This is a genomic window from Streptomyces sp. NPDC033136 (assembly GCF_055578235.1).
Genome location: NZ_JBVIPD010000001.1, coordinates 523,115 through 535,695, shown reverse-complemented (window position 1 = coordinate 535,695; position 12,581 = coordinate 523,115). Strand labels below are relative to the sequence as shown.

Annotated in this window: 10 protein-coding genes and 1 pseudogene; 3 read left to right on the top strand and 8 right to left on the bottom strand. The window is 66.9% G+C overall.

Translation table 11 applies throughout. The features are described from left to right. The first annotated feature begins 122 nt into the window (after positions 1–122). Positions 123–1,220 carry a DUF1152 domain-containing protein gene (locus ACZ5TL_RS02440; RefSeq protein ID WP_468586790.1) on the top strand — a complete coding sequence of 366 codons (1,098 nt, stop codon included), beginning with the start codon at positions 123–125 and terminating at the stop codon, positions 1,218–1,220. A gap of 476 nt (positions 1,221–1,696) precedes the next feature. Here the strand turns inward: ACZ5TL_RS02440 and ACZ5TL_RS02435 are convergent, their stop codons facing one another. The 5 genes from ACZ5TL_RS02435 to ACZ5TL_RS02415 all read right to left on the bottom strand — a co-directional run bounded on the left by ACZ5TL_RS02435 (position 1,697) and on the right by ACZ5TL_RS02415 (position 6,851). Further along, on the bottom strand, positions 1,697–3,463 hold the full coding sequence (locus ACZ5TL_RS02435) for a hypothetical protein (protein WP_468586788.1): 1,767 nt from the start codon (positions 3,461–3,463) through the stop codon (positions 1,697–1,699). Between the two features lie 851 nt (positions 3,464–4,314). Continuing rightward, positions 4,315–4,758: a PIN domain-containing protein gene (locus ACZ5TL_RS02430; protein ID WP_148024223.1), complete on the bottom strand. Its 444-nt coding sequence runs from the start codon at positions 4,756–4,758 to the stop codon at positions 4,315–4,317. Continuing rightward, positions 4,755–5,021 carry a ribbon-helix-helix domain-containing protein gene (locus tag ACZ5TL_RS02425; RefSeq protein ID WP_329327816.1) on the bottom strand — a complete coding sequence of 89 codons (267 nt, stop codon included), beginning with the start codon at positions 5,019–5,021 and terminating at the stop codon, positions 4,755–4,757. Before ACZ5TL_RS02425 ends, ACZ5TL_RS02430 begins: the two co-directional genes overlap by 4 nt. 145 nt (positions 5,022–5,166) lie before the next feature. Beyond that, complete coding sequence (locus tag ACZ5TL_RS02420; protein ID WP_468586785.1) at positions 5,167–6,057, bottom strand: helix-turn-helix domain-containing protein; 891 nt, start codon at positions 6,055–6,057, stop codon at positions 5,167–5,169. Further along, entirely contained in the window at positions 6,054–6,851 is a 798-nt protein-coding gene (locus ACZ5TL_RS02415) for a peptidoglycan-binding protein (RefSeq protein WP_468586783.1), read from the bottom strand. The genes ACZ5TL_RS02420 and ACZ5TL_RS02415 overlap by 4 nt, the downstream gene beginning before the upstream one ends. Positions 6,852–7,169: 318 nt before the next feature. On the opposite strand from ACZ5TL_RS02415, the gene ACZ5TL_RS02410 reads away from it, so the two are divergent. Beyond that, the gene (locus ACZ5TL_RS02410; RefSeq protein WP_351065721.1) at positions 7,170–7,631 is read left to right on the top strand and encodes a hypothetical protein; all 462 of its coding nucleotides are present in this window, start codon (positions 7,170–7,172) and stop codon (positions 7,629–7,631) included. A 749-nt stretch (positions 7,632–8,380) separates the two neighbouring features. Beyond that, a complete protein-coding gene (locus tag ACZ5TL_RS02405) occupies positions 8,381–9,223 on the top strand; it encodes an SDR family oxidoreductase (RefSeq protein ID WP_468586781.1) in 843 nt (280 codons plus the stop codon). A 560-nt stretch (positions 9,224–9,783) separates the two neighbouring features. Here ACZ5TL_RS02405 and ACZ5TL_RS02400 read toward each other — a convergent pair. The 3 genes and pseudogenes from ACZ5TL_RS02400 to ACZ5TL_RS02390 form a co-directional block, all read right to left on the bottom strand. Beyond that, positions 9,784–10,563, bottom strand: a pseudogene (locus ACZ5TL_RS02400) (ThuA domain-containing protein); the annotation flags it as partial. A 325-nt stretch (positions 10,564–10,888) separates the two neighbouring features. After that, entirely contained in the window at positions 10,889–11,788 is a 900-nt protein-coding gene (locus tag ACZ5TL_RS02395; protein ID WP_468586779.1) for an SgcJ/EcaC family oxidoreductase, read from the bottom strand. Positions 11,789–11,793: 5 nt separating this feature from the next. Continuing rightward, positions 11,794–12,384 carry a hypothetical protein gene (locus tag ACZ5TL_RS02390; protein WP_468586778.1) on the bottom strand — a complete coding sequence of 197 codons (591 nt, stop codon included), beginning with the start codon at positions 12,382–12,384 and terminating at the stop codon, positions 11,794–11,796. Positions 12,385–12,581 lie beyond the last annotated feature (197 nt).

Here is a 12,581-nt window from a genome sequence, read left to right as displayed (position 1 = left end):
GCCCCAGGCGAGTAGTCGGGCACCCCGCTACCGAGCTGAGGCCTGCTTCTCGATACAAGTGGCTATGGCCTCTAGCCACTATAGGGTGAGTGGTCAACCCCCCACCCCGTAGGCTGAGACGCATGACGCGGTTGATCGTCGCAGCAGGAGGAGGGGGCGACGCAGTCGCCGCCGCAATGATTCACGCCGCCCTCTACGGCGACGAGGACCAGGCGGTGATCCTCACGTACGCGTGGGACCGCCTCCTGATCGACCCGGTTCCCGGTCCCCGAGGACCGGACAACTTCACCGGCCTCCAGCCTCTCACTCCGGCAGTCTGGGCAGTGCCGGCCGAAGCTCGCCCGATCGCTCCGGCGGGTTCGACGCTCCCCCGACTCGCAGCAGAGCTCCGGCACACGTTCGCGCTGATCGATCCCCGCTCTGGGGTCGAGGGCGTCACCCGCCAACTCGAAGAGCTGGTAGACCACTTGTCACCGGAGTCGATCGATCTCCTGGACGTGGGCGGCGACATCCTCGCCCGTGGCGATGAGCCGACGTTGAAGAGCCCGCTTGCCGACGCCGTCACGCTCGCCGCGTGCTGCCAGGTGAACGCTCCTGTTCGCCTCCTGGTGGCGGGCCCTGGCCTCGATGGCGAACTCCCTCTCGACGAACTGCGCGGCATGCTCGGCCCGCTCATCCACACCCTCACCGCGAAGGACGTCGAGCCGATCAGCTCGGTCCTGGAGTGGCACCCCTCCGAGGCAACCGGGATGCTCGCGGCGACAGCCCGAGGCGTACGCGGCACCTGCGAGATGCGAGACGCCGGCCTTCCTGTCCCCCTCACCGACGAGGCACTGACCGTCCATGAGGTCGACCTGGACGAGGCACTGACCCGCAACCAGTTGGCCCGCGCCATCCTGACGACCGCCACCCTGGACGAGGTCGAGGCGCACAGCCGCGAAATCTGCGGCTACTCGGAAATCGACTACGAGCGCAACAAGGCCGCGTGGCTCAAGGACCAGCCACCGGCTCAGTTCGACCCAGCGGCCGCACTGTCCCAGCTCGACCAGTTCGAAACCGAGGCCCGGGACCGCGGAGTTACCCACACGACGTTCCGCCGTATCACCGAGGCCCTAAACCTCAACGGCTCCTTGCGCGAGGACCTGCGCCAGCTGCTCATCAACAGCCGTCCGAAGCAGTACGACGCTCCCTTGTGGCGCATCACAGCCACTACTGAGTAACAACCTTCTTCACGAGTTCAAGGCGGCTCGCTCCGCTCACCGCGCGCGGCCCGGCCCCCGGCCGGGCCTGCGCTCCTGTCTCCGCCCCGCTCCAGCCCGGCCGACGGCCGTGCCGCGCGCACAGCAATCAGCCAACTGACGCCAGAGAAGGGGTACGTCGTGGCTGGGGCGGTCGGCTCCACGGCTTTACGGAGCCACTTTGGCGCGAGCCTCGAAGATCATGGCCCCAGCGTCGTGCTTTACCGGGCAGGTCCACAGACTGCCCGACGCGCCGCAAGCTTACGGGGCCATGATCACTCGCGCCAAAGCAGCGCCACCCCAAAGCCGCTCCACCGACCTAAATTGTCTGGCTCAGGACGCTTCTTCTTGGCCCGCCGCTTGTTTCCCTGCGACAGGTCGTCCTCGGGTGGCAGCCCGCCGACACTCGCCGCGTAGGCCCGGTATAGCGCAGCCGCGCCACCCGGCACCCGTGCGCGTCACTTCTCTCGGTGCTGAAACTCTTTCTTCCCCGCAATGAAGCTGATGATCAGGATTAGAGTTGCGCAGCCTGTGATCCATCCCACGTGAATACGGGTATACCCCAGAGTCCCGGGAATGCCCACGATCCATCCGCCAACGGCAATCAAGAACAGCATGGGCGATAGACTATACAAAGCCGACGTCCGGGCAGCATTCATCGATTCACCAGCTGGGCGACCAGACAACGCCATCCATGTCACTGAAAGGGCGAGCCCCACACCAAGTGCCGATCCAATAGACGCAAACAAGGACGAAAAGGATCCATGCACTAGATATTCCAGATTCTGTTCTGACCATACGAGCAGTAGCCAGCTAGCCAGCGAAACCGCGACCGCTGGAACTAGGACCACTCTTGCAGATTCAAGAGCAAACCCCTTTCCGTATTTAATTGACTTTCGCAATGCGACAGCGACAGCCGAAAAGAAATTCTGAACCGCGCACACAATGACGTGAAGTGTGTACTTCACATTCGCCCACAAGTTCTCAATACTGACTGCCACAACAACGCTAATGCGGTTGATCATCTCATTGAACGCCTTAGGGGAACTTCCGGACCCCTGGCCCGACTTATAAGCGTACTTGCGTTGAGGCCGCACAGCCTGTCGGCGAACAGGAAGATCACTTGTATGAGAGAAACCAGCCATTGCCGCAACCATGAGGGCCGAAATGGCGCCACCTGCAGCGATCAACAGAAGCACCCACCGCAGGGTCTGAGAGAACGATGGATACCATTCAGAGGGACCAACGAAGAGGCCTAGCGACGCGATGAGGCCACCGATGGAAATAGCAGCAAAGATCCCGATGGCCCTAACAGTACTTCTCCATGCCCTTTCGGATTCCGGCATGGAGCTCGATTCTCCATAGAACCGAATTATCCATCCCGCAACAACAATAGCTAGCGCCGCGAGTCCCACTACCTGACGTATCGACATATTTGCAAAGTGCAGCCCAATTGCCGCAGCGCAGCCAACCAGCCACGCCGTCAGAGCCACCTTCCAACCGAGCCTATCTCTCCATATGGGGGTAGCTACAATCATGCCGCCAAAAAATGCACCAACCGCCAGCAAGGGCAGTATATTTTCCGTCTCCGCAGCTAGCATGAAAGTGCCGCAAATTGCTACGCTCACGAGAAGCGTAATCCACTTATTTACGCGAAGAAGAAAGCTGCCGTCCTCTGAGTAGGCACCAGCTTGGACAGCGTTTTTTCTGGAGCCAAATTGTATCCACCAAGGAATCCCCTCCGACTCCCTGAATTCTGATGCAATGTCGGTCTGCTTGCCCAGCGAGGGGGTCGGTTCTCTCCTGACCCAAACGCCGGTATCTGAGTCGCCGCCTCTTAGTGGTTGACGTTCAGGCGCCATCGGCACAGATCTTTCATATTCATCAGACCACCAATGAGCGGCGGCATGACCCGATGGACGCCAACCGTCCGTGAGCAATGCGTGCTGCACTTCTCTACGAGCATTTTGCATGTCTTCGAGCCACGGCCCAAGCCCTTGCAGGTCATCGAGATCTCGGCCCAAGGGCGCCTGGAACTCAGTCACGTAGTCATCGTAAATGGGGTATTGGCTTTCGGGGCTTTGTATATGGGCAAGCATTCTCCATTTAGCAATTCCGGGGCCGCCGGTAATGCTGCTGAATATTGAGCCCGGCGAAAGTTCACCGCCCGCATATTCGACATCTATCACTGCATGCTCGAGGTTATTCAGCTCAGGCGAAGACATAACTCACTCCGTCCGCTCGCAGAGCTTGCTCATTTCTCGCAAATATCTGCGAGTCCAGTAAATATGTCGTAACCTTGAGGCCTTAAGTCCCCTGCCTCATCGATATAATTGAACGGCATACGAACGGCCGTGTAGTCCTGGCGGGCGATTCCCCCAGGCTTTACGCTCCGGCATGGCGGCTCTCACATTCAAGGCTAGCGAGCCGTGGGGAATCTGTCCTGTCAGTGTCAGTCCCGCAGAGCAGCTGCTGTGAGCTCTGCGATAAAGCAGCGAAGTACAGCAACCACTCTGCCCGCAGGCGACCGCCAAGAGTCGTCAGCGGCCGACTGACCAGCGCGCGGGACCTCAACGACCACTCAGCTGACAGCTCGGGACGAAGAGGTCCGTGCCAGACGCGTGCCAGATTCGGCGGGGAACCACGGGGAACACGGGGGAACCAAGTTGACAGCCACCAAGCGCCAACAGCGCTTTGCGGGCAGGTCAGCCCCACAGCGAACCCTAGATCACCTTAGCTTCCCAAGCTGAGAGCGCGAGTTCGATTCTCGTCACCCGCTCTTTTTGAAGCCCCAGGTCAGCGGCCTGGGGCTGTTTCATTGGGAAGCCTTTGCTGCGTTTCGCGAGTACGCCTGTACCCAAAGATTGGGCACGCAGAGGGCACGCGCGCCTTGAGAGGGCGCCCCCATCACGTCGCCGCGTGCGCTGCTGACCTGCACTTTCACGTAGATGAGCCGGAGGCGAGCCCTCAGCCCGCTGTTCCTGGGCGATGGCGGACATCCGTCCCGCATGTCTTCGTCGTGGGCGGTGCCCAAGTCCCTTGTGGAAGCAAGCACTTGACCGCTTCGGGTCGTGCGTCAGAGCGGGAGGTCGTCGGGGAGTACACGGAACGCCTTGTAACGGCCCAGCGGGCGTACAGCCCGGAAGTCTCGTCGGTCCAGGGTGAGAATCGCGTCCGTGTCGTAGTCGGCTGCAAGCGCCACGTTCACCGCGTCGGCGAGGTCGAGGTCCAGCGCGCGGTAACGGACACGGACGGACTGGGCTGCGCCCAGGTGGTCCTCTGTGATCTCCGGCAGGACGACACGACCCCGGCTCATCCAGCGCCGCAGGTCGTCAACCGCGCTGAGGGCAGCCTCCCTGCCGAGCTCACGCGTCGCCACGTGATCCAGTTCGGCCAGCAGGAGCGGAGACATGACCAGCAGGCCCGCCGCCATGATCGCCTCGTTCGCCGCCCCATGTTCCGGATGAGCCGAGTCCAGCGCAGCCAGAAGGCCGGACGTGTCGGCGATGACAATGATCACGCGGCGGATCCGGAGCCCGAGCCGGTCTCCCGCCGGACGGCATCGGCGACCGTGTCGCGGACCTCCGACTTGGGCAGCGTGCGCCCCGGCCCCTCGAAGGTGCGTGAGAACAGTGGCTCGTCCCAGACCCGGTTCGCCATGGCTGCAAGGTGGATGCCCTGGCGGATGATCTCGGCCTCGCTTATGCCTCGGCGCTTGGCGGCCTCCTTGATGATCGCCAGGTCCTCGGGGTCCGCGTAGACGTTCGTGCGCTTCATGGACATGTACCAAGGATAGTCCATGTACCGGATTGATGTATCCGCCACTTCCCCAGGTCATGTTTCGGAGGACCAACCGAGCCGACTTCACACGCCCCTTTCGGGTGCCAGACTGTTCCTTCGGCATCAACACGTCCCCGAGGGCCGGACGCTACTCGCGAGAGCCTGACGCCACTGGAGGTGAGGGCGGCCGGGTCGTGGTGGCGGCCCCGCCCACGCGGGCTTCGAAGCACTCCCGTTCGCCGTCGGCCGACGCGGGCCGGAAGCAGGCCCGGACCGTGCTGCCGGGACGGACCTCGGTCATCTCCGTATAGATGAAGGTTGCCGCGTCGTCCTTGTTCCTGATGCGCACGCCGTGGGTCGGGCCGCCTGCCGTGACGTCCAACCGGTCGCCGATCTCGGTCCCCCAGGTCCGGGCCCAGCTCGCACCGCACTTCTTGCTGTGGCGCAGCTCGACGTGGGCGCCGGTGGCCGTGCGGTGCGAGGAGAGGGTATCGGGGCCGAGGCCGCAGATCAGGCGCATCGGGTCCCGGCCCTCGCAGGCGGCTCCGTGGCATTGGGGAGCGAGGGAGAACGGGACGGAGGCCGGCAGCGGTTCGCCCTCCTGGGCCTCCGAGTCCGGCAGCAGGAAGAACAGCAGGGCCGCAGCACCACCGACGATCATGGTGTACGCCGACGCCAGCACCACCAGGAGCCTGCTCCCGCCAAGTCTCCGCCACCCGGTCCCGGCGGGCGGTGGCGCCTCCTGAGGATGTGGCCGCGGCGACTCGTCCGTGGGAGGGGCGGGTGCGGGGGCCACCGCGCGTCCGCTCCAGTGCGACTCGGCGATCTCCCACAGGGCCAGCAGCCGCCCGTCCGGTTCGTTCGCGAGCCGGCACAGTTCCCGTACGGCCTGGCGAGGGGGCAGGCTCTTGCCGTTGAGGTAGCGCTCCCACGAGGACTTGCTGTACGCCGTTCGCTCCGCCAGCGCCGCCAGGCTCAGCCCCGCACCGGCCCTCAGCTCCCGCAGCGCCGCGACCAGCCGGGTGTGTTCCGTGGTCACTGGGGCGTCGCCTCCCGCAGGGCCTGCCAGGTGGGCGGGTCGATGACTCCGTTCACGACCAGCCCGTTCCGCTTCTGCATGCGCTCGACCGCTCGGCGCGTCTTGGGGCCGAAGACGCCGTCGATGTCCCCTGGCTCAGTGCCCGCCCGGTGCAGCAGGCACTGCGCCTCGGCGACTTCGAGCCCCACGTGGGTGTTGGACAGGAGGATGCTCGTGGTCCGGCTCAGGCCGGCGTACCAGCGGCCGTCACGCTGCTCCAGCCGGCAGGTGTAGATGACCGGCACCGTGGACTCCGACACGGTGGCCAGGGCCGTCGCGACAGCATCGCTGCGGTCGTGCGCGAGCTGGGCACGGGCCTCGGTGAGCCGCACGGCCAGCAGGAGCGCGGCGGAGACGGACAGCGCCGTGACCACGGCTCCCACCGTGACCGCGACGCGCAGGTGACGCCCGTACGGCTGCTGCTCCGTGGGGGTGTGTTCCGGTGTCGCGGAGAAGTCCTCGGGGGTGTCGGTGGTGACCGCCCTTCCCTCCGCCCAGCGTTGGGCGGCGATCTCGTGCATCGCCAGCAGCCGGTGCGGATCGTCACCGCCGACGCGGGCCATCGCCTCGACGGCCTCCCGGGGCGGCAGAGACCTGCCGTTCAGATATCGCTGCCACGACTTCGCGCTGTACCCGGTCCTCGCGGCCAGTTGCCGCGTGCTCAGTTCGCTGCGGTCCTTCAGCCTGCGCAGTCGCACGATCAACTGATGGGCGTGTGGATGCAGTTCTACAGGCAGTGCCTTCCAGCGCGACACGCTTCCCCCACTCGCGTTCGGGACCGCAGGCCCCCCGTGTCCCCGTCTCATTCTGCATCAGCTATCACGGGGATCACAGAGCGGGCACCCCGCCCCGGCGCGACCCCGCCCTGGCGTGGAATCAGCCATCCCCTCTCGTCGCGGTCCCGCCGCAGGGACTCGGCAGGTGACATCTCCGCAGGTCAGCGCGCGGGACGTCCCGGGATGAGGTCACTTCTGCGTCAGCTGTGGCCGACCATCGCGCCCACCCCGCATTCTCGTTGCGGAGCCGGCCGCTGCGGTCGGCTCCGCTCATGCCACCTCACCAGGAGTGTTCCCATGAAGCTGAACAGAAAGCTGTCGGCGACCCTGCTCACCGCCGGGCTGGCCGCGACCTTGACCCCGCTGACAGCTCCGCCCGCCGCCGCCAGCAGCATGCACGGCTGCTCATACCCGCGCGTGTGTCTGTACGACGGCTCCTACCAGAACGGCAGCAGGTTCAGCTGGTACCAGGACACCTCCTACCAGGCCATCATCGGCGGAGGGAATCGGGTGGACGCGGTCGTCAACACCCGTAACGACGACTCCGTCTGGCTGATCGACCAGGGTGCCTCCCCGGACGCGTACCTCTGCATCCCACGGAACACCGCCGTCAACCTCGGCAATTACGCCCACCCCAACGGCGGCACCTGGGCGAACGACGCCGACGCCATCAAGATCTGGGGCGACCCCGACGACGGGAAGTGCAGCGGCACCTGGCAGGTGCAGCAGGGCCGCATCAAGGACGGCTGGCGTCCCTGACACACGCGCCCCGTCCCCTCGTGCAGGAGAGGACGGGGCGTGCGTGTCCCTCCGGTCCATCCAGTGATCCGGACGAAACCGTCTGGCTAGTCCCGTCAGTCACGGTCAACAGCGGTGCGATCGGGCCCGCGCAACGGTGCAGGACGAATCCGCGCAGATCAGCGGCGACCCGGCCTCCCAAGCGCCGTCGCTTCCCAAGCCGGGAGCGCGAGTTCGATTCTCGTCACCCGCTCCAGATTGAAACCCCAGGCCAGCGGCCTAGAAGTCGTCCGGCTGCGCTAGCAGTTGTTCCCAGGCGCGGTGTGCCTGGAACTCCAGGGACAGCACCGCGGGCGGCAAATTCCCGACCAGGCCGTACCGTTCCGCTCCTCCTGGATGAAGGCGACGCCCTTGTTGCTCAGCGGGTCCGTGAGCGGTGCGTGCCCGTCCGGTTATCCGCGGCCGGTGTGGCCCTTCCCGGTGTGGCCCTTCCCGGTGTGACCCTTCCCGGTGTGACCCTTCCCCCTCCCCTGGTGGTCATCCTGTGCACGGTCGCGGGCGGGGCCATCGGCTCTCCTTGCGTCGTACGACTGCCGTAGGGGGCTGGTTTCCGGCCAGGCGCCTCGGGTACCCCCGTCGGTGTGACAGGCGCACCGGCGCCCCTCCCTTTGCCGCACTTTGACGCGGCCCCTTATTCGGGTTGCGGCGGTGCCACCGCCTCCAGCCGGTGCAGCGATCCCCGCGATGAAAGAGAAGAGGGGGATTTCCCCATGTCCAAGCCCGCCCAGCAGCAACAGCCTCCGGGCACCGAAGCGGACCTGCGGCCCAAGGCCGACCACGGTGAGCACGGCTACCGCGGATCAGGTCGGCTGGCCGGGAAGAAGGCCCTGATCACCGGTGGTGACAGCGGTATCGGCAAGGCCGTCGCCATCGCCTACGCCCGCGAGGGCGCCGATGTCCTCCTCTCGCACCTGAACGAGGAGGAGGACGACGCCCGCGACACGGCGCGCTGGGTGGAGGAGGCCGGCCGCGAGGCGGTCCTGGTACCGGGCGACCTGTCCGATCCCGCCCACTGCCGGGAGGTGGTGGCCCGGGCCGTCGAGGCGTTCGGCCGCATCGACGTCCTGGTCAGCAACGCGGCGTTCCAGAGGTTCCGCGACTCGATCGAGGAGATCCCCGACGAGGAGTGGGACCACACCCTGGCGACCAACCTCAGCGCCATGTTCCACCTCTCCAAGGCGGCGGTGCCGCACATGAAGTCGGGCGCGTCGATCATCGTCTCCAGCTCGGTGAACTCCGACACGCCGCCGCCGGGCCTGCTGGCGTACAACGCGACGAAGGCGGGCCTGGCGAACATGGTCGGCTCCCTGTCCCAGTCGCTCGCCGAGCGGGGCATCCGGGTCAACAGCGTCGCTCCGGGGCCCATCTGGACACCCCTGATCCCCTCCACGATGCCGCCCGAGCAGGTCGAGGACTTCGGCGGCCAGACACCGCTGGGACGGGCCGGGCAGCCGGCCGAACTCGCCCCCGTGTACGTCATGCTCGCCTCGGACGAGGCCGCGTACGTCTCGGGTGCGCGCATCGCCGTCACCGGCGGCCAGCCCATCCTCTGACGCGTCGGTTACCACGGCCCCTGTGTCCTGGAGATCTTCTCCGACAACGTGCCGGACTCGCTCTACGAGACGGACCTGGACGATCTTCTGCGCGCCAACCGGACGGCCCTCGAGTCGGCCTGGCGGGCCGGCTGAGCGCGGGCGGGAGTGGCCGCCCGCACCGACGGCGCCGAGCTGACCTCCGCCCCAAGGCGCGCGTACGTAACGGACGCGCCGGACCGCGAGGTGTGCGGCCGCTGCTGCCGCGCCGAACCCGTACCAGGCACTGACACCGCTCCGCCGGGCAGGGAGAGGCCACCTGGTCGGGGCTCACGGCGGTTTTCGCCGCGGGAAGGGCGCCGACGGCGTCGCACCGAAGCGGAACCCGGTCGACCTGTGGCGGAGGTGCGGATCAGCCGCGGGGATGGCGGGAGCCCCCGGCGGGAACCGGGGGAAGAGTTCCACCGGGGGCTGTCGATGCCGGCTTCGGGCCGCCCGTCCACCTCCCGTCGGCCGCCATGCCGACAGTGACGCGGCCATGCCGCCGGCGACGCGGCCATGCCGTCGAAGAGCGGCCGCTAGCCGTTCTCCGGCCGGCAGTCCGCCTCGACGGTGCCGGTGGCCCACTGGATGCCGCCCAACAGGTGCTGACGGACAGCGGGTTCGGCGAAAGACTCCTTGCTGTGGCCTATGCCGGTGTAGAAGGAGCGGCCGCCCTGGTAGTTCTGGCACCAGGCGATCGGATGGTCGCCGTCCATGGAGCCGCCCCAGTACGAGGACTCGTCGAGGGAGGCCAGGACGCGGACCCGTTCCCGGGGATTCGAGCGGAAGTCGTACCACTCGTCGGTGCGGTTCCAGGTGGTGGGGAGGTCAGCGGTCGCCGGGTGGGCGCGGTCCTCGACGTGCACCGTGGCACGCATCGGCCACCACGGATGCGACTTGAAGTAGGCACCGACGAGCCCGCCGTAGAACGCCCAGTCGTACTCGGTGTCGGCGGCCGCGTGGATGCCGACGTAGCCCCCGCCACTGCGGATGTAACCCTCGAAGGCCGTCTCCTGGGCGGCGTTCAGGACGTCACCGGTCGTCGACAGGAAGACGACCGCGTCGTAGCGCCCGAGGTTGTCGGCCGTGAAGGCTCCGGCGTCCTTCGTCGCGTCAACCGTGAAGCCGCCCGTCTCGCCGAGCTGTTTCACCGCTGCGATGCCGGCGGAGATCGAGCCGTGGCGGAAGCCGGCCGTCTTGGAGAACACCAGCACCCGCGTGCCGTCCTGCTTCGCCTGTGACACGGCGGGTCCCGAGACGCAGCCCAGGAGTACGGCCGCTCCGACGACTGATGTCGTCAGTCGGTTGATCGGTCGCATGCTGTGCATGTCCTCTCATCCGGTGGTGCGTGTGAAGTCGAGTGGCGGCCTCTGCGTACTCGCTCCGAGCTACGCGAACGGTGATCACGCCGATGGTGCGAGCGTGGTGTCGGCCGCGCGGGCGGCCGTTTCGCTGTCGAGTCGCGCGCCGAGAACGAAACGCCGGAACGGCAGGGGCCGAGGGAACCGGGAGACACCGCATTGGACCGCTGATCGTTCACCAGGGCCGGGGCGATCACCGGCGGCACGCGTAGCGCGTCCGCCTCGGTCCGCTGCTACAGCTGTCGCGTTGTCGCGCGGCCCTGCGAGACCGTCTGGCCGGGGTTCAGGACCCGGTGGAGTCGGACGGCGGGCGCGGGCCGCCGAAGCCGTGTTCCGAGAGGTCGAACCAGTTGCCCTCCGGATCCATGGCCCGGTACTCGGCGAAGGGGCGGTTGGTGAAGCGTTCGGCCGGTTTCGGAGTGCCGGCCGCCACCAGGGCCTCGGTGGTGGCGGCCGTGTCCTCGATATGGAACCCGAAGTGGTTGAAGCCGACCGGGGTGTCACCGTCGAGCTGATGCTTGATCAGGGCAAGGGAGAGATAGCCGTCGGACAGGAAGCAACTGCCGTCCGGGTCGCGGTGGAACAGTTCCATCGCGAAGACCGAGGAGTAGAACTCGGCCAGCTTCTCCGGGTCGCGGGCCACGATGGCCAGATGGCGGAGCCTCGGCCGCGCGGCGGTGGGTTCGTCCACGGTGGAATCCTTCGAGTCGGGGTCCTGCGAGTCGGAGTCCTGCCGCGCCGGGCGGGGCGCGGGGATCATGTTGTGGAAGGCGCTGATCAACCAGCGGCCCTCCGCTGTCCGTTCCACGACGGCCAACGCGTGCGTGGTGGTCAGCGGCTGCCCGTCCGGGGCGGTGACGGTCGACTCCGCCTCCACCGTGGCCAGGTCGGGGCGGAGAAACCGGACGGCCACGACGCGTGCGTCGAGGACGGTTCCGGCGTACGGCCCGTGGAAGAGGGCGTCGTGACCGGCCGCGATGCCGGTCCGGCCGGGTGGCTTGTCGCCTCGTACGGTCGTGAAGTCGCAGTCCTCCGCGAAGCTCGCGGCAAAGAGCGCGGCGTCACCTGCCGCCCAGCCGCGGGCCATCTCGGACCACAGGGCGCGGATCGCCCGGGCGTCGTCATGGGTGCCGTCCTCGGTGCCGTCCTGGGCGGGGGCGTTCGTTCCTTCGGGCTGCTGCATTGTTCTCACGCCTTCATCAGTGGACTCGTACGGATCCGCAGGTCGATCTCGGGGCAGTCGGCGCCCTGGGAACCTTCGGCTGGATGCTGGGGAGGCGGGGCCCAGGCGCCCAGGGCGTGGTAGAACTCGCCGTCCCGGCGCTCCAGGTAGCAGATGATGTTGAGGGGCCAGCCGGTCCGGCCGAAGAGATGACGGTCCATGGGAGTCGGGCGCTCGCTGAGCGTCTGGTCCCGTTCCGCCGGCGGGCCCAGGCGGTGCCAGTCCGGGTGCATGTGGATGGAGCCGAGCAGGTCCATCCCCAGGGCCTCGGCCTCTCGGGACGCCCGGAGGAGGTCGTGGGAGTCCATCCACCAGCCGCGATGCTCGTTCTCGTAGGCCGGCCCGAACGTCGGCACGATCGTCTCGCGGAACTCCCGTCGAGCCGCCGGATCACTGGTGCGGGCATTACGGCCGAAGGCGACACGCCGCACGTGGTACGTCGTCTCCTCCGCGCTGCCGAGCAAGAGCGCGAAGCAGGGTAACGGAGCCTCAGGGGTGATGAGTTGGTACTCAGCGGCAGCTACGGCGAGGAAGTCCGCGAGTGCCTCGTCGTCCATCAGGACGGTGGGAGGAGGGGGGATGGGACGGCCGGTTGCCGAACAACCGGCCGAACCGCATCGGGCGTCCGCCGAACCGGACCCGGATGCGTTCGTCACAGCGGACATGGGGTGGTCTCCGTCGAAATGGGGGGTGGGGAGGCCGTTGGAGCGGAGCGTCCGGAGACGTTACTTGAGAGTTCACGCTCACAGGTCGA